Here is a 16821-nt window from a genome sequence, read left to right as displayed (position 1 = left end):
TCACGTCACAGAAGCATGGGCGCGTCCGCACCATGAGCCTGCGACCGGGCGCCCTCGACGTCCTACACCTGTGGCTCGGCGAGCAACGAACCCCCGCCGCACACCAAGCCGACCGGCTCGGCATCCACATGACCTGCACAACCCCGAAGGAAACCTGACATGACCCGCGTTCGCATCGACCTGTTCATCTCGCTGGACGGCTACACCTCGACGACCGAACACGCCCCCGAAAATCCAATGGGTGAGGACTGGGGGCGCCTCACTGCAGCCTACGCCGCGACCCGCACGTTCCACGAGCGCGTCTTCGGCGACACCAGCGGCACCGGCACGACCGAAATCGACGACTCCTACGCGGCCGCGTTCTTCGAGGGCGTCGGCGCCGAGATCATGGGCGCGACCATGTTCGGCCTGCACTCGTTTCCCGACGATCCGGATTGGAAGGGCTGGTGGGGTGACCAGCCGCCGTTCGGCACCCCGGTCTACGTCCTCACCCACACCGCACCGCGTCCGTCGATCCCGATGAAGGGCGGAACAACGTTCCACTTCCGCAACGCAGCAATCGAGGACGTGCTCGCGGAGGCGACCGAGGCTGCCGGCGGCCTGGACGTGCGCGTCGGCGGTGGAGTCGGCACCGCGCGCGACTTCCTGCGCGCCGGCCTCGTCGATCACTTGCACCTCATGGTCGCCCCGATCCTCCTCGGCCGGGGCACTCGGCTGTGGGACGGCCTGCCCAGCCTCGACCTCACCCACACGGTAACAACGGAAGTGGCCGAGAGTGGCACGATCCACGTGACCTTCGCACGATAGGACGATTGCTGATCGGAGCGCTGTGAGCACCTTCCGATCCTGCTGTGTATCGCTAACATCCGCAGTGGCTCGTCGCCCGGGAGGTCCGTTTCGAAACCCTGGATTTGCAAGACGCTTTCGCAGTCTCGAGTGTATTCACCTGCTGTTATCTGATGGTGTCGTGAAGTGTGCGGGCTATGTGTCCGAGTGTTTGTTCGGCGGCTGGTTGTGTGGCGGTCGGGACTCGCGATTCGGTGAGGGCGGCGACGGCGAATCGGGTGCCGTCGTTGTGCTCGACGACTCCTACCTCGTGTCGGAGGTTGAGGAAGGTGCCGGTTTTCGATGCCCAGCGGGATGTTCCGGTTGCAAAGTCAGGCGTGAGGCGGTGCCGCATCAGGTTTGTGCTCATCATTTGTTGGGTGGTGAATGCCGTTTCGGGGCTAGGGGCTGAGTGGATCCAGATCTGCTCGAGGAGGTTGACGAAGCTTCGCGCCGAGCCGGCGTTGGCTTGAGTGATGTCGAGTTGCGGGATGAGGTGTCCCCCGCCCGGTGTGCCTGCCTGGATGGCTAAGGTGTGGGCGAGGTGGGCCTCGTGTGGGGCGAGCCGCTCGGCGAGAGTTTGGTAGAGAGTGCGGATGGTGTGGCGGATACGGAGGCCGGGTATGTGCAGCTGCTGCATATGGTGATCGACCATGCGCGGCGTGCAAATGTCGAATAGTGCGTCGGCGGCGGTGTCATCACTGATGGAAAGCGCGAGGGAGACGAGGTCGAATACTGCGACCTTGGTCGGGTATTGGAAGGTGCAGAGCCCGGTCAGCCCGGGTGTTCGGTTTTCGGGAAGAAGTTCGATCGTGCGTGCCGGGTCCAAATCGCCGGTTCGGATCATCTCGAGAACAGTGAGAGCGAGAGGCACTTTTACCAGTGATGCGATGGGGAAGATGGTGTCTGGTTCTATCCCGATCTCGGTGCCGGTGTCGAGGTCTCGGACGAGGAAGCCCCCTCGTAGTCCGGCTTCTTCGAGTTGATTTTCTGCGTCAGCGAGGATCTGCTGGAGGTGTTTCATATGATTCGACCGCCAAGAGCGCAAGCGATGGGAGAAGCGCTTCCGTCGAGCAGTTCGGCGTCGCGTTCGCCGGTTCTGCTTGCGAGAGCGTAGCCCCGTACGAGGTGCAGCTCTCGAATGTGCCGCCAGTGAAGTTGCAGGTGGTCTGCTTCTCGCTCCGAGCACAGGAGCAGGTCTTTGCTGCCTGCCACGCCGGTGACTGCTTCAATCAATGTGTCGGCGACTTTCAGCTGGCCGGGCTGTAACGAGATCGAGTTCGCCAGCCAGGTGATGCGATCGCGAATGTGCGGGACGTTGTCTTCGGTTTGGATCCACAGCTTGCGCGTCGGTCGTTTCATCTCGCCTCGTCGCACTCGGATCGATTCGAGTTGAAACTGGCTATCTCCCGTAGTTTGTGCGGATGCCACACCGAGATTTACTTGCCACACCGCATCCGCCGCCGGTACCGGCTGCACGGCGTACTCCGCTCGCCCGACCCTGACCATCTCGCCTCGCACTGCAGGCTCTGCCGTCTCGATTCGCAGTGCGAAATCGTGTTTACGGGCCGCTATTGCTATCTGTGACAGATCTGCCACAGCGAGGGCCGTCGGCATCATTAAGGTGACGGGTCGGTGTAGTTGTCGTCTTGCCTGATCGCGTAGCCCCTCCGCAAGTGACACGATCGCCGATGCGGATGGAAGCAGAATCCGACCGAGCTCGGTCAGCTCGACTCGCCGGGTCGTCCGATCAAGAAGCTGGCCACCGAGATGGTCCTCTAGTGACGCGATGCGTTTGCTCGCTACGGACTGTGGGATACCGCACTCGGCGGCGCCGTAGGTGAAGCTTCCTCTTCGACTTACGCTCACGAACGCTTCGCAGCCAGCAACGATGTCCATACGAGGATTCTTGTCTATTCCCTAACGGAATCAATAACGCTTAATAATGATTGGACTGACTACAGTTTGTCCCGAAGAGTGTCGCCATGGCAACTACTCTTCCTTCCGGCCCAACGCGGCGCGCTCTCCTAGTCGGTGGGGCAGCGATGCTCGCGCTGGCCGGATGCTCGACCGCACCCGTTCCTCGAGCTACCACCGACGCCTTCAACCGACGAATCGAAGACCTCGAAATGCAGTCTGGTGTGACCATCGCCGTGACCGCGGTCAATCTCGGTACGAACCGACGCGTCCAGCATCGATCGACAGACTTGTTTCCGATGTGCTCGCTGTTTAAAGTCATTGCCGTCGGCGCGCTAGTGAGTGAACGTGGCTATGACGAGCAGTACTGGAACACCCCGATCCCATTCACTGCAGCAGATATCGTCGTAAATTCACCTGTCGCCTCCAAGCTGACGACTTTGACGATGACCCCGGATGAGATGGCGGATGCAGCGCTTCGCTTCTCGGACAACACCGCAGGGAACCTCTTGTTGCGAGAAATTGGCGGGCCAAAAACCATCGCCCGAGTCGTTGGTTCTTTCGGCGCCACCGCCACCCGGTTGGATCGCATCGAACCCGAACTCAATGAGGGACTTCCCGACGATCCGCGAGACACAACCACCGCTGATGACATGGTGGCCGTCCTGCGTGCGCTCCTCGTCGACGGAGGAGCCGGACAACTTGCCCGAAGCAAGCTCCACGACTGGATGCTCCGTAACAGCACCTCGAGCACCCGGGCACGCGCGGGACTGACCGGCTCATACGAACTCGCGGATAAGACCGGTGCAGGAGGTTATGGCATCGTTAACGACGCTGGTATCCTCTGGCCAGACGACACTGACCCCATCGCTTTGTGCATCCTTACCCGGACCAACGACCCCAACGCAAAAGGTAACAATGAAGTGATAGCCGACACCACGCGACTGCTCGTCTCCGAACTCGGATGATCGCCAACAAACCGCGACCCGCACGCACTATCCAATTCGTGCTCGCTTGGGCGGTCGGAGTTATTGGAACCATCACCACAGCCATTTCCTTGTTCCCTGAGGTGGCCAGCATCGCCTCAGTAAGTGACGTATCTTCCCTGGGGTCCACCGCTGCCCTACTGGTCGTGTCCGTGATATATCTCTCCGTCCCCATCCTTATCGCGTTGGCCATCGCGAATACCGGCCGTCGATGGTGGCTCTGGCTGACCATCGCAATAGCGGTCATCGTCTTGCTTCGAGTCGCCCGCTTCGCAGTGGGTTCGCTCGGTGTCTATTGGATTACGTTTTGAGTCGCGGCGAGCCGTATGCCGGCGCGACGACACCGGGACGCCGCCCGCCCGGCCCGATGACGTGGCTCGGCCTTGTCGGTGTCCCGCTGGGCGGGATCACCCTGGCATCACTGTTCAGCGGAGGTGATGGGCGGGCGGAGATTTCCGCCGAGTTGAGCGAGTACATTCCGGAGATTGCTGGGTTCTTCGAGGTTTCGACGATGGCAGATTTGCGCGAGTTCAATGAACCGAGGGCCGACTTGCGTGCACGCTTCACCTCTTCAGGAGAGGTTTATCGCGTCATCGACTCGTCCGTCGATCGTGCTCGGATCGCTATCTGGAGGAGGGACGTACCGGGGCCCGGGCCGGGACCTTACAGCTCTGATGCCGAACGAGGATTCAGCACCGAGGAAATAGTGGTAGGCACAGCGTGCGCGTCGATAGAGCGGACGGGCCACAAGGTCACCTCCACACCAGTCGATTGCCCCCACCCCCTCGCGGCGTGGTCACCACCAACAGAGGTGGTTTCGTGGACCCGAGACGCGGCTGCTGCCTGGGTGGTTCAGGTCAGCGTCAGCAGCCTCGACCAAGACGTCAGATGGCTTCTGTTTCATAACAGCGACGGCAGCCAGCCGCGTCACGAATTGGTCGATGCGGACGCCGTGGTGGACGTGATCAAGAAGGCGCGTTTGTCGTCGGCCGACACCTCCGTACGAGTCGCCGTCGAGGATGTTTCTCAAGAGGGCAGCCGTATTACGGGCAAGGTGCGTATAGCAGCGTCGGCCCCGGAGGAAGCCAACACCACAGCCAAGAGCACATCCACTGCGTGCTTCATCCTCGACGTAGATCTTCAACTGTTCGATCAGTACGGATCATGGGAGCCGCTGATTCCTGAGGAACTCGGGGCTAGTAATTGCGCTCAAACGTAATTACATTGAAGCGCAAATGGATGGCTTGAGCACGATATTTCTAGCGCTGGCTGACCCATCGCGCCGCGCACTAATGGAGCAGCTACAGAAAAGGGAGGCGACAGTTACCGAACTCGCCGCCCCGCACACGATCAGCGTGCTTTTTATCTCACGCCACCTGAACGTACTCGAGCCGGCCGGGCTCATCACGGAAACCAGCTCCGCTCGATGGCGACGGGCAGGACATTCCGGCGAAAAATCTTTGCTTCCTATGCAGAAAAAGATTCAGGTTCCTGCCCGGCCGGTGCCCGTTGACGTCACTTGAACCCCATTTTGGGAGTTATCCAACGACGAGGTTCTGATGACCATCGATGAGCTCGCGCATGATGTCAAGGTGGCCTGCGTGCACTGAGGTCTCAGCAAGGACGCGAAACACGACCTCGCGCCCGTTAGGCAGCGGTGGTGCCTCGAAGACGCTGGCTGAAGGCCTCCACCGGGGAAGGGCGTCGAAATCGATTCTCCTGAGCACCTCGTCGCTCCGAGCGATCTCGCGCTTGTATGTTTCGATTGCTTCCGCGCCCGTCATCGGGTCCGATGCCCAGCCGTCGTGAAGGGCTTCGATCGCTCTCACGTCACCACTTAGAACGGCCGAGATCCAGAACCTCTCGTCGTCGTAGGCGAGGTGGTTGAGAAGCCGCGTGATCGTCCAACCAGACGGAACTATCACCCGATGCATCGCATCCTCCGCCAGCCCGTCAACCGCTCGCAGCACATGCTGGCGCTCGTTCGCTAACTGTGCGAGCAGTTGTGCGTCACCCATGTTCAGCAGTCCCCTGCTCATCACACGTGCGGATTGGATTGGCGAATGTGCCAGGTGGTGATGGCGGTGCTATGTGCAACTCGGTCAATTGTGGCGCTCCATCCATCACGGGTGCCGCCTTCCATGAGGTCGCGCACCTCCTCATCCGCCAGCTGCTCGGGAAAGGCGACAGTGAGTTCGAGGTGTGTGCCTTCTGCGACGTCGCGGAGGTTGACGGTCACGATCGGTGCTTCGAGCTCGCGGTCTCCGACGAGCTCTGGCCATCCTCCAGCCGCTCCCCACCGAAAGACCAACCGTTCGTCTGGAACGACTTCGAGGTATACCCCGCCGGTGGGGTATTGAAGATCGCCATCGACCACCATTTGTTGACGCCATACGCCGCCAACTCTGAGATCAACCTGGATAGGCGCCGTGGGAGTGGGCATAGCGGGGTTGGAAAACCAGGCGAGGTTTTCCGGCTCAGTCCAAGCCTTGAAAACGATATTGCGCGGTGCCCGCAGGATGCGGGTCAGGGTAAAGCTTCTTTCAGTGCGTGTCTGGGACATCATGCTCCTTCTTCCTGTCAGGGCATTCGTTCGTGGCTGGGAACATCGTCGTGAGGTGCTTTTCGAGACCGTCCAAACGCGTTTCGAAGAACCGGCGGTCGGGCCCATCCATTGGTGCACTGCTAGCAGTGATAATGGATTCAACCGGCAATACCGCCACTGAGCGTCAAGGGCCATGAGGAACTGCCCACTGGCGGTGGCAGCCAGCACTCGTGGGGGAGGTCGCCCGCTCGGCGCCGTCCTCGGTTCGGCAATTAATGCGTCCGATACCTCGCTTCACGCATGCTCCCCGGATCGTTTCAGGCTCCTGTAGATCGTCGTCACAGGCGTGGCATGCGATCGTGGGGCGCCGGGCCGTCAGGTTCATGAAGTCGTCAGGTCGGTCGAGGCCCGAACTTCGTCCATTGTCCTTCGGAGACCACTTGGACGGAGCCGTCGACGACCTTTATGGCCGTCTGTTCGTCGATGGCGTAGGCCGGGCCACCAATGCTGGCGGCCCACCGTTCTGCGTCGCCCAGGGTGTTCGTCGGGAAAGCGTCGAGGTGCGGGAAGATCGAGAAGTCGACGACTCCGAGAGTGCGGTCGTCCGGAGCGGACGGCCACTCGACGAAGTACTCCCCGATCCGGGGCGTCATCACCATGCTTCCTGCGCTGACTCCCACCCAGACCGTGTGGGGCAGCGAAGGCATCAGGTCGACCAGTCCGGATTCCCGCATCCAGTGGCACAGATACGTCGCGTCGCCGCCGTCGACAAGGAGCACGTCGGCCTTCTGGACCCAGGGGACCCATCGCTCTGCGCCGATGGTGGGCAGTGCCGTTAGCTCGAGGACACCCAGCGACGCCCAGCCAAGACCGGAGAAGTGCCGGTAGTCGGGCTCGGCAGCTACCAGGCTCCGCACCGACGCCGGTCCGCACATCGGGTGGCCCCACTGAGCAGTGGGGACGACCAAAGCGTGACACTCGGCGATCGGCTTGCCGAGTAGCTCCACCAGAGCCGAGTGGATGCTCGGATTCGTGACGCCGCCCGACGTCAGCAAGAGCTTCAAGAGGACTCCGTTTCGTGAAGGGTGGTTGTGCCTGCGAGGTCCAGGTTCATTGCGACCCTACTGCTCGCTTCAAGGTTCTGTAGATCGTGGCTCGGGACACGCGGTAGTCTTCGGCCAACTCCGCGAGGGTGTAGTCGCCACTGTCGAAATCGTCCCTGAGCTCCTTCGCGCGACGATCACTCAGCTTAGGCTTGGTACCCAGTAGCCGGCCGTTGGCCTTGGCGATCGCTAACCCTTCTTTGGTGCGCTGCACGATGAGGTCGCGCTCGAACTCCGCGACCATCGCCAGGGCATCGCAACGGAGACGGCGAGGTCATCGACGTCCGTCCCGCGAACCTCATAGATGACGCCACCGCCACCGTCCTCGAAGCGACCCGCCTTCGGGATCAACCCATCCGGCCGATCCCGAAGTCGGGTCGCGTTGCTACAAGGCTGGGTTGGTGAGGCGGTGCCAGGCGGTGGCGGGGGTGATGTCGGCGGCGAGCGTGAGCGGGACGCGGATCGACGTGCCTTGATCTTGTGAGGCCGCGCTGAGTGTGAATTCGAGCGAGCCGACAGTGGAACCGGTCGAGCCGTCCTTCAGGGACAGTGCTGTTGCCGTTGCTGTGACGGTTGTGCCTTTCCAGACGAGGGCCGACGCGTCTGTGCCGGCCACGACATCGCTGCTGTTCATGGCGCCGTTGATCCACTCGGGTGAGTACGCGCCCACACGATCACCTGCTGTGACGAGCTGGACGCGTTCGAAGGCGGGTGGAACGCTCGAGAGGACATCGAGGAGAGCCGCGTTGCGCTCTCGCCAGGTGTCTGCCCCGAGGATCGCTCCGACCACGGTGATGATCGTAGCCCCCACCGGCACTTCGGCCGAGAAGAGGATGCACGAGCCTGAATCGTAGTCGGTCCCGGTCTTCATGCCCGTGATTCCTGCCGTGCCGAGCAGGCTGTTGAGGTTTTCGATCTCTCCGATGTTGGGCAGTATCGCCGTCTTCTCGGACACGACTCCCGCCAGTACTGGGTTCGCAAGAGCCAGCTTGCCGATCTCAACCAGGTCCCTCGTGGTGCTCACGTTGGAGGCTCCAAGCCCGCTCGTGTTGGTAAGCGTGGTACCGGTGAGCCCATGATCGGCAAGCCACGTCCGGGTGGCGTCGAGGAATGCACCGACGCTCCCGAATGCCCAGATCGCGAGTGTCTTGCTGTAGTTGTTGGCTGAGGGCAGCATCATCACTTCCAGCACCTGCCGTTGCGTGAACACGGATCCGGAAACGACCGGTGCCCAGGAACCGTTTTCTGCGATCGTGTCGTCGAGCCATTGGACGTCATCGTCGGTGATGTGGATGTCCGGACCATTCTCGCCGGCGACGATGGGCTTGTGCTCCAACACAACGAGCGAGGTGATCATCTTTGCGAGGCTTGCAATCGGGAAGGGGTCTTCGCCACCGCTGGAACTCAGGACACCGTCGAACCCGACCGCACCGAGCGCTCCACGGCCGACCGACGGCCAGGCGATCTGCGCGGCAGCGCCTGTTTCGATGACCGGTACCGTGAGTGTCGCGGTCGCGGTCGGCATCGGCTGGGTAAGCGCAGCCGTGCTGTACCCAGCGGAGCCAAGGACGACGACAGCGACGACTGCCGCAATGAATCGACGGCGGCGAAACGGCGGCACCGAGCGTGTGGAATCCATCAGACAACTATCACACGAACGAAGCAGCAGCCCCGCAGCGCGCCCCTTTGGTGTCGCAGCACCGAGAGAGCATTGAGTGCCCAGCGACCAGCCCGAGGATCGATCCGGTGTTTGTGACACATTGAATGAGGTTCACCTTATTGCTGTCTGTCGTTTCGTTCGATTCATGGCAGTAGAGATCTGTTCCGCGTCGTCACCGAGATACCCGCCGAGGAAACGCCCGTGGCATAGCAGCGCGATGACTTCGGCGAGGCACGAGGCAACAGCTCGCTGAGCGCTCACCGAAAACGGCCCGTAAGACGTTCGGCTTACGGGACTGGAGCGAGAGCCGTCGATGACCTGCTCGGCCTTTCTACTCGCCGTCCCGCTAACGGGCATTGCACTGCTCTCCTGGCTGCGCGGAGGTCGCGAGGGACCGGATGTAAACGGCGTTGCCGCGGATGGATGGCTTATACCGTTCAATATCTGGCGACTCGACACCCTCAACAACCACTTCGAGCAACGCAGCGACAGCCTCATCGAAGCGGCTGGAAGCATGAAGGGAGATCGCTTGGAACACCACCAGCGATGGCGAGTCCGGGAAGTCCTGTCGGGCACGCTCGAAGACTTCCACCGAGCGAGCGAACTCGCCGAGATTCCGCAGCGTGGATCCGTACTAGACGTAGCATCGGCGCAGCATGTCCCCTGAGAGGCCAGCGTGGAGGGCTTGTTCGTAGAACGATTGCGCGGTCTGCTCCTGACCGGCAGTGTCGTAAGCGCCGCCCACTTCGTAGAGCACGCGAGCGTCAGCCGGGTGTTCCGCCAAAATCGGTAGCAGCGCATCGATTGTGGGCTGCATGTCATTCCGATCGCGAACAGTGAAGATCCGGTCGAGCTCCTCATCAAGTGTCATCCACCTATTGTGCCTTCACCACGGCTGTCCGCTGAAGGTTCCCCCGTGAAACGAGGAGCGAGGCCAGCCGTGACTCTGGGGCTTAGCCCAAATCCGTGGCGCTCACGGTCCGGCTTACGGGCACCGAGCCTGGGCGTTTTGCTAGGGCACCTCCGAGGTTCCCGGTAGCCAGAGGGTCATACGGAGCCCCTCTTCGGGGAGATGGAGCACTTCGTATCGTCGAGCGATGGTGTCGCCGTCCGTCGCGCGAATGTGCTTGATTGAGGTGCGCCGTCGCTCGACGATGTGCTCGCTCCACCATTCCTCGAACAGCGCACTTTCCTCACTCAACTCCGCAACGAGAGCCTGAAGCCCAGGGTCGTGCAGGTTATCGGCGTTGGCGGCCCGAAGGTGGGCGACGGCCCCGCGTGCGATCTCCTCCCACTCGAGGAAGATCTCGCGCTCCCGGGGGCTGGTCATCAGATACCGGCAGGTGTTCCGCTGTCGCGGTGAGACGTCTGCGAAGCCGTCATAGAGTGCGAGTCCTTCTGGGTTCGCCGCGAGCATGTTGCTCAGCCGGTCTAGGACATATGCGGGGTTGGGTCGGACTGCCTCAACCAAGGTCGCCATGCGCTCGGCGAGTAAACCTTCATCCCCATGCGGGTTTCGCGCTGGTGCAGGGTTCGCTCCGCGAAGACGGTGGAGGTGTTCTGTGGCGTCGGGCGTTAGGAGGAGTGCTCGGGCAAGAGCGTCCAAGACGGCGTCGCTGGGGTGGTTTTCGCGGCCTTGCTCGAGACGCGTGTAGTAATCAACGCTGATACCTGCAGCGGTGGAGACCTCTTCTCGCCGCAGGCCGGTGACACGTCGTCGGCTCGCGCCGCAGACGGTCGGGGACTCCAGACTGGCGTCAGCGCGTCGGGCCCGAAGGAAATCGCCAAGCGCGTTGGGCACGGGGCATCCTCCTCAGAATCCGCCCCGCCAGCAGGGGGGTGCAGGGCTCCTAGGAAGATTACGGTCTTCCTACCCGCCACCGTACCGTGGAGGCTTGAAAACGAAAGAGTCCACGATCTGAAGGAGCTCCTGTAATGGTTTACACACACGGCTATCACGAATCCGTATTGCGGTCCCATCGTTCGCGCACTGCCGAGAATTCCGCGGCGTATTTGCTTCCGCTGCTGCGGCCCACCGATCGCCTGCTCGATGTTGGCGCGGGTCCGGGCACGATCACCGCGGATCTTTCGGGGCTCGTCGCGGAGGTCACCGCAACGGAGATTGGGCCCAACGAGTTACAGCTCAGCCGGGCAACTGCGGCCGAGCGCGGCACGTCCAACATCGACTTCCGGGTCGCGGACATTCACGCCCTCGAGTTCGACGACGGGAGCTTCGATGTCACTCATGCGCATCAGGTGTTGCAGCACGTCGCCGACCCCGTGCTGGCTCTGCGCGAGATGGCTCGCGTCACTCGGCCCGGTGGCATCGTGGCGGTGCGCGACAGCGACTACAGCGGATTCTGCTGGTGGCCGCGGCTCCCCGAACTTGATACCTGGCTCGATCTATACCGAACCGCCGCCCGCGCCAACGGCGGCGAACCCGATGCCGGACGTCAGCTCCTGTCATGGGCTCACGCCGCCGGGCTCGCAGACGTCACGGCCACTTCAAGCACCTGGTGCTATTCCACCCCGGCCGAGCGTGCCTGGTGGGGAGGAGTGTGGGCTGACCGCATCGTCAATTCAGCGATCGCGCGTCAAATCACCGATTCCGGCCTTGCCCCCCAGATGGAGCTGCAAGAAATCAGCAAGGCATGGACGAAATGGGCAACAGACGATGACGGCTGGTTCTCAATTCTCCACGGCGAGATCATCTGCCGGGTGAAGTGAACCGCAATCGTCGTCGGCGAGGCCTAATTTCCTCGGCGCGCCGCCCCTGACCAGCGGATGCCGAACCTCAGGGCCTGGGAAAGCTGATTCGTCTGACCCAACGTCGAATGCCAGGAACGGTTTGAGCGTTACGGCCGAATCGCACGCTCAGGGACGTCGGTCCTCACCGAAGCGATGTGTGGTGAGGAATCCTTCGGGACGACGGTGAGCGGTGGCCGCATGCTCTGGTGGCCTTTCCCGTTGAGGGTTCTCGTATGACACAGCGCTGGGCAGACTTACCCACCATTGGAGGTCGTTGGTGCTCGATCAGTTGATGCGATTAGCGGTGCGGTCGCAAAGCGGTAGCCATACTTCGGCGGGTTTCCACTCCCAGGCGATCTCCTGGCTGCGACCGTCTTCGCCAAATCGATACGTTGCTCGCTCGTGCTCGCCCGTCAGCGTCCAAGTATGACCGTCGACAGTCAGAGTGTAATCGCGTGCGAAGCCGTGATTCTCGATCGTTCGGGCGAAATAGCGGCCGGCTTCAGCGTCCCAGCCCATCAGACTAAGTGTGTCGAACGGACCGTTCGCGCGCTCATCTTGCACGATGAAGTAGTTGCCCGAATGCCACCGGGCGAAGTGGATGCTGTTCCACGGACTCGCTCCCGCGTGCGGATTATCCAGCGACTGCTCGTCACCACCATAAGAGATGCCCTCAGCATGCCAGTCACCCAGAAAAACTGCCAACTCTTCATGCTCAGCCATGATTCAACCCTACGTTCGGGAGCCAAACCGGGCAATCCTCTGAGGTGGCCGGTGACGGATCACCCGACCGGACGTCGGCGGTTCAGGCGTCAGCGCACCCGTTGAGCCTTCCACTACCGGCTCGACCCCAGGAGCCGTTGGTGGTTTAAGCCCCGGTCGAAGGGCACGTCTGAAAGTGACCTTGGTTACGAAAACGGTTACTACTCAGACGCTTACGAGATGCTCGTGCTGGTAAGCAGAGTGGAGAAGTCCTGTGAAGTCGGCATCGGCTATCAGGGGATGATCACCAATTCGGGCGATGGCGATGCCAGGAGTCCACGAATTCATCACGACGCCTGCCAGCTGGCCAAGTGATTCGTTTCGACGAATGGGTTGGGTTTTCTGGTCGACGCCGAGTGCGCTGAGTTGGCGCTGGAGAATTTGCATAGTTACGCCGGTAAGGATGTTGGCTTCGGGCCAAATCACTGAGCGTCCATCCCAAAAGGCCAGGTTCCAGATAGTCGCTTCGCTTAGTCGTCCTTCAGAATCTTCAAAGGCAGCATCGTCAAATCCCCGCGTGACGGCCCGACGAAGAAGCAGCGTCTTGGCCACTTCGCCGACGTGCTTCACATGAGGCAGGTCGCGCTGGTGGGCAACAACGTCCAAGGCCAACGGCCCCAGGGGAACCGTGGCAGAATCTGTGATTCTCGTCACAACATCCAGCTGCACTTCAGCGCGAGGAGCCACGAACTCTCCTGGGGACGACGTGATGAAAAACGCCAACGATGCGTCCTCGGGTGCTGCGTTGAGTGCCACACGGAGATAGTCCACAATTTGGGCATCCGGAAGGTGCCTGCCAAACATCGCGTCGCTGGCATCTCGGAGCCGCTGCAGATGCAGGTCCAGCCCGCGTATGGATCGATCGTGAATCTGCATTGCCGTGAAGTGAGCGAAGCCCGCAAATGCCAGTGGAGCCAAGTCGTCAGACGAGGCGACTGTACCGTTGAGGAGTGTCAGTGAGTGCGTCATGATTGAAGGGTATGAGGTGACATTAGTGTCAGAAGCAAAGCCTGCGTTGCACGAAATGCTGCGCATCGGTGAGTTGTCGGCGCTCACAGGAGTCGGGCCGCGGCTTCTTCGGTACTACCAAAGCAGAGGCCTCTTGGCCGCCGAACGGTCTACTTCGGGCCAGCGGCTTTTCGACCCCGCGGTGGTGGAAAGAGTGCGAGCGATCCGTTTCCTCCTAGACGTTGGGCTGCCAACCCGCACAATTCTTGAACTCATCGACTGCGTCTCCGAGCCAGGGCGCCTCGAGCCGTGCGCGACACCCGCACTAGTGGAGCACCTCAAGGCGTATGACGCGCGTATCGCAGGCCTCGTGAGCACTCGCGAAGGCCTCGAGGCCCTGATCAACTCGGGTCCAAATGCCTGCGACCCTGCCAGAGTCGAGAGTGAACCCCAATGCGAGCTCCTTCCGGATCTGCTCCGATGATCTCGTCACCTCGCTGGGAAGCCCCGGCGATGCACTAGAGCCCAGCGAAGACTGCTGCCTCCACCGTCCCGCAAGAGGTTCCCTATTTGGGGCGGCGAGTGTGTTTCAGTGAGGAGGCCGCTTCAGGAACTGTTCATGTAGCTGCTGGGTGTCTGACTCGCAATGCAATTGTCGTCAGTCTTGATGCCAGTGGGCGACGAGGTCGAGGAGTCCTGGGAAGCGCTGGTTGATGTCTTCGGTGCGTACGCGGCTGCGGCGTTCGAGCCCGTACTGACGCTGCCGAATTAATCCCGCTTCGCGAAGTGCCTTGAAGTGATGGGTGAGGGAGGATTTTGGGCGGTCGAATCCGAACCAGCCGCAGGAATGGTCGTAGTCCTCGGATTCAAGCATCAGTTTGCGCACGATCGTCAGCCGTAGCGGATCGGCCAGAGCCCCCATGAGCGCCTCCAACTGAAGCTCGTCGATCGACGGCTCTGGCAGCGGTTCCGGCAGGTACTCGGGAGGCTCCGAGACAACGGTTCGTCGTGTGACGGTTTTCGATGTGTCGGGCATACGTACAGCATAGACCAAGTACGAGTTTTATCGAACTAATGATATGTTCGAGAAAACTCGTACTGAACGATGAAGGTAGGACGATGGCACAGAACGCGACCCGGCAGCCCGACCCGGCACTACTCCGCAAGCTCGGCGCGCGGCCGATGCTGTTGGCGGCCCTGATCGTGACCGCGGTGTTTGTCTTGTCTAACTCGCCGACACCGCTCTTCGTTTCTTGGCAGAGGGAGCTGGGCTTCTCCGCGGGAATGCTGACGGTGATCTTCGCCGCCTACATGGTCGGACTTCTGCTCACCTTGACCGTTGCCGGACAATTCGCCGACCGGTTCGGGCGCAAGTCGGTGCTCATACCAGGGCTTGTGCTCGCGCTAGTGGCATGTTCACTCTTCGGAGTTGCTTCTTCTGTCCTCTTGCTGGTGATCGCACGGTTCCTCACCGGCGTCGCGGTGGGCGTGATCGTCTCGGCAGGCATGGCAGCGGTCGTTGACCTCGGCGGCCCCGCCCGCCGTCGGCAGGCCTCTCTTGCCGCCTCGGTCGCCATGGTCTTCGGCGCCGGACTCGGTCCGCTCCTGTCGGGACTATTCGCTCAAGGGATGGTGACTCCGGCCCCAGTGATCTTTGCGGTCGAGTTCGTATTACTCGCCACCGCGCTTGTCATCGCCATTTTTCTGCCGCTGCCTCGTCCTCCAGCGAGCCAAAGCGCCGGCACAGCAGATGCAGCGTTCAAGTTGCACTTACCGAGTGTGCCAAAGCGAAACCAGCGCCACCTCGCCTACGGCATCGCGGTCTTCGCGCCAGGGATCACAGCCACCTCTTTCGTGCTCTCCCTCGGCCCCTCTCTCTTGTCGAACCTGCTCAACGTCTCCAGTCCGTTGGTCGCCGGAGGAATGGCGTGTGCCATGTTCCTCGCCGCGACAGGTGTTCAATTCACCGTCAGTCGGGTACCGGTGCGCGGCATCCTCCTGCTCGGCTCCGGCGCGACACTCGCAGCGATGGCCAGCCTCATCATCGCCGTCAACGCCGCGCTCCCTGCGATCCTCATTCTCTCCGCCCTCCTGGCCGGCATCGGACTGAGCGCAGGCACCACCCTCTTCACGGCGGTTCTCGCCGCGGCCGCGATCACCGGTGGAATCCTCGTGCGCCGCGACCTCAGTCCACACTGAGCCGTTGGTACGGTTGTCGGCGTCAGCATCGCCCAAGCGATGCAACGACTACTGTCAGAACCAGAAAAACCAATCGTTGCGACGACCGGTTGAATTCGCCGTTCCCGTTGCGGGTTTCCCGTGCAGCTCCAATCCACGTCGATCGGGCGCATCCCCGCAAGCTGGTAACCGTCAGCGCGCTGTTAGCCTCGGGGTCATGATTGGTTCTGCGCAGTGGATTGAGCATCGACGTGGTGACGGCGAACTGATCGGATGGATGACACCCGAAGGCGACGGTTTCGTGGTCATCGATCTGCTGGGCCGAACGCGCTCGGACGAGGTGGACTGGCTCACCGCGGAAGAAACCCTCGAGGAGATCGGCCTGGGCTTCCTCGCAAACCCATTCGAGCTTCGCCTTTCCGACGGACGCTGGCTGCCGGTGCGCATCGCCGAACTTTCCCCCGAAAGCATTCGGGTGACGCGTGACGACTGGGGTGACGCTGACATCGAGGAACGGGAATTCTCCCTACCATTCCCGATACCCGAGGTACTGCGTCCAAAACTGAACTAAGGCGAACCCGAGACCTCGCATCACCAACCCGTGGAGCGCCCGGCTGACGATTTGCTTCCCGCACCGACGGTGCCATTTAGCACTGCACAAACACCGTCACCCATTGGCTCTTCGCCAACCAAGCCAGCAACTGCCTGTCCCGGTGAGGGTTCCCCTTCGGAGAAGGTTCTCTGCGAGACTGCCCGACATCCGCTCTGAAGGGGGAAACTTTGCGTTCATCTGTACCTATGCCGGGGAACCCCTGGCCTCATGACATGCTCATCACCGTCGATGATGACCCGAACTCGTTGGTTGATCTGCTCTGGGTTCGAGAAGCGTGGAATCTCAATCCGGTCGGCGAGGACCTTCCTTCGCTCCTGTCGGACGATTCGGTACGCGCACACGCACCGACCGGATCGACCGACGCGCCCGCAGCGTGGGTGGAGGCGTGGCCGGGGATGTGGAACGCCTGCATTCACCACGCCGGTCTGCTCGAAGACAGCACGATCTTCGACCAGCTCCAGCACACTCTGGACGGGTCACCCGAGCGCGCCAACCTGTTGGCCAACATGGTCGGGCCGTCCTGGAAGAGCTCCTTC

Annotated in this window: 20 protein-coding genes and 2 pseudogenes; 10 read left to right on the top strand and 12 right to left on the bottom strand. The window is 61.6% G+C overall.

Annotated elements, in window-relative coordinates; genetic code table 11:
• Positions 1–159: 159 nt before the first annotated feature.
• Positions 160–807, top strand: coding sequence for a dihydrofolate reductase family protein (locus BLS91_RS18680; protein WP_092342487.1), 648 nt, complete (start codon positions 160–162; stop codon positions 805–807).
• Positions 808–952: 145 nt separating this feature from the next.
• Here the strand turns inward: BLS91_RS18680 and BLS91_RS18675 are convergent, their stop codons facing one another.
• Positions 953–1849 carry a serine hydrolase gene (locus BLS91_RS18675; protein ID WP_092342485.1) on the bottom strand — a complete coding sequence of 299 codons (897 nt, stop codon included), beginning with the start codon at positions 1847–1849 and terminating at the stop codon, positions 953–955.
• Complete coding sequence (locus BLS91_RS18670) at positions 1846–2724, bottom strand: LysR family transcriptional regulator (protein ID WP_092342484.1); 879 nt, start codon at positions 2722–2724, stop codon at positions 1846–1848. The genes BLS91_RS18675 and BLS91_RS18670 overlap by 4 nt, the downstream gene beginning before the upstream one ends.
• Positions 2725–2870: 146 nt before the next feature.
• Between BLS91_RS18670 and bla the strand changes: the two genes are divergently transcribed.
• The 4 genes from bla to BLS91_RS21245 are packed head-to-tail and all read left to right on the top strand — an operon-like array spanning position 2871 to position 5251.
• On the top strand, positions 2871–3710 hold the full coding sequence (gene bla / locus BLS91_RS18665; protein WP_158252721.1) for a class A beta-lactamase: 840 nt from the start codon (positions 2871–2873) through the stop codon (positions 3708–3710).
• Positions 3711–3748: 38 nt separating this feature from the next.
• Entirely contained in the window at positions 3749–4039 is a 291-nt protein-coding gene (locus tag BLS91_RS18660; RefSeq protein WP_134505295.1) for a hypothetical protein, read from the top strand.
• 56 nt (positions 4040–4095) lie between these two features.
• Entirely contained in the window at positions 4096–4947 is an 852-nt protein-coding gene (locus BLS91_RS18655; RefSeq protein ID WP_092342478.1) for a hypothetical protein, read from the top strand.
• A 16-nt stretch (positions 4948–4963) separates the two neighbouring features.
• On the top strand, positions 4964–5251 hold the full coding sequence (locus tag BLS91_RS21245; RefSeq protein ID WP_092342476.1) for an ArsR/SmtB family transcription factor: 288 nt from the start codon (positions 4964–4966) through the stop codon (positions 5249–5251).
• A gap of 15 nt (positions 5252–5266) precedes the next feature.
• On the opposite strand, the gene BLS91_RS18645 is transcribed toward BLS91_RS21245, so the two are convergent.
• The 7 genes and pseudogenes from BLS91_RS18645 to BLS91_RS18615 form a co-directional block, all read right to left on the bottom strand.
• On the bottom strand, positions 5267–5746 hold the full coding sequence (locus tag BLS91_RS18645) for a mycothiol transferase (RefSeq protein WP_092342491.1): 480 nt from the start codon (positions 5744–5746) through the stop codon (positions 5267–5269).
• Positions 5747–5766: 20 nt separating this feature from the next.
• Entirely contained in the window at positions 5767–6294 is a 528-nt protein-coding gene (locus tag BLS91_RS18640) for an SRPBCC family protein (RefSeq protein ID WP_158252720.1), read from the bottom strand.
• 371 nt (positions 6295–6665) lie between these two features.
• On the bottom strand, positions 6666–7337 hold the full coding sequence (locus BLS91_RS18635; protein WP_092342472.1) for a Type 1 glutamine amidotransferase-like domain-containing protein: 672 nt from the start codon (positions 7335–7337) through the stop codon (positions 6666–6668).
• A gap of 46 nt (positions 7338–7383) precedes the next feature.
• Positions 7384–7626 carry a recombinase family protein gene (locus tag BLS91_RS18630; RefSeq protein ID WP_255409950.1) on the bottom strand — a complete coding sequence of 81 codons (243 nt, stop codon included), beginning with the start codon at positions 7624–7626 and terminating at the stop codon, positions 7384–7386.
• A 135-nt stretch (positions 7627–7761) separates the two neighbouring features.
• Entirely contained in the window at positions 7762–9015 is a 1254-nt protein-coding gene (locus BLS91_RS18625) for a D-alanyl-D-alanine carboxypeptidase family protein (protein ID WP_092342468.1), read from the bottom strand.
• Positions 9016–9382: 367 nt separating this feature from the next.
• Positions 9383–9853, bottom strand: a pseudogene (locus BLS91_RS18620) (tetratricopeptide repeat protein).
• Between the two features lie 195 nt (positions 9854–10048).
• Positions 10049–10837, bottom strand: a complete 789-nt coding sequence (locus BLS91_RS18615; protein WP_092342466.1) for a helix-turn-helix transcriptional regulator — start codon at positions 10835–10837, stop codon at positions 10049–10051.
• 134 nt (positions 10838–10971) lie between these two features.
• Here BLS91_RS18615 and BLS91_RS18610 point away from each other — a divergent pair, with 134 nt between their 5' ends.
• Complete coding sequence (locus BLS91_RS18610) at positions 10972–11763, top strand: class I SAM-dependent methyltransferase (RefSeq protein WP_092342464.1); 792 nt, start codon at positions 10972–10974, stop codon at positions 11761–11763.
• A 306-nt stretch (positions 11764–12069) separates the two neighbouring features.
• On the opposite strand, the gene BLS91_RS18605 is transcribed toward BLS91_RS18610, so the two are convergent.
• Together BLS91_RS18605 and BLS91_RS18600 are read right to left on the bottom strand one after the other, a co-directional pair.
• Positions 12070–12507, bottom strand: a complete 438-nt coding sequence (locus BLS91_RS18605; protein ID WP_092342462.1) for a hypothetical protein — start codon at positions 12505–12507, stop codon at positions 12070–12072.
• A 204-nt stretch (positions 12508–12711) separates the two neighbouring features.
• Entirely contained in the window at positions 12712–13515 is an 804-nt protein-coding gene (locus BLS91_RS18600; RefSeq protein ID WP_092342460.1) for an aminotransferase class IV, read from the bottom strand.
• On the opposite strand from BLS91_RS18600, the gene BLS91_RS21240 reads away from it, so the two are divergent.
• Positions 13514–13978, top strand: a complete 465-nt coding sequence (locus BLS91_RS21240; RefSeq protein ID WP_199181819.1) for a MerR family transcriptional regulator — start codon at positions 13514–13516, stop codon at positions 13976–13978. The two genes, BLS91_RS18600 and BLS91_RS21240, sit on opposite strands and share 2 nt — an antisense overlap.
• A gap of 174 nt (positions 13979–14152) precedes the next feature.
• Here BLS91_RS21240 and BLS91_RS18590 read toward each other — a convergent pair whose 3' ends face one another.
• Positions 14153–14530, bottom strand: coding sequence for an ArsR/SmtB family transcription factor (locus tag BLS91_RS18590; protein ID WP_092342458.1), 378 nt, complete (start codon positions 14528–14530; stop codon positions 14153–14155).
• Between the two features lie 83 nt (positions 14531–14613).
• Here BLS91_RS18590 and BLS91_RS18585 point away from each other — a divergent pair, with 83 nt between their 5' ends.
• The 3 genes and pseudogenes from BLS91_RS18585 to BLS91_RS18575 all read left to right on the top strand — a co-directional run.
• On the top strand, positions 14614–15693 hold the full coding sequence (locus BLS91_RS18585; RefSeq protein ID WP_092342456.1) for an MFS transporter: 1080 nt from the start codon (positions 14614–14616) through the stop codon (positions 15691–15693).
• Positions 15694–15889: 196 nt separating this feature from the next.
• The gene (locus BLS91_RS18580; RefSeq protein WP_092342454.1) at positions 15890–16243 is read left to right on the top strand and encodes a hypothetical protein; all 354 of its coding nucleotides are present in this window, start codon (positions 15890–15892) and stop codon (positions 16241–16243) included.
• Between the two features lie 254 nt (positions 16244–16497).
• Positions 16498–16821 (top strand): annotated as a pseudogene (locus tag BLS91_RS18575) (hypothetical protein); the annotation flags it as partial.

The organism is Cryobacterium flavum, assembly GCF_900103805.1.
Taxonomy (GTDB): Bacteria; Actinomycetota; Actinomycetes; order Actinomycetales; family Microbacteriaceae; genus Cryobacterium; species Cryobacterium flavum.
Note: the sequence above shows the minus strand (reverse complement) of the source record. Positions and strands in the feature narration are given on the sequence as shown.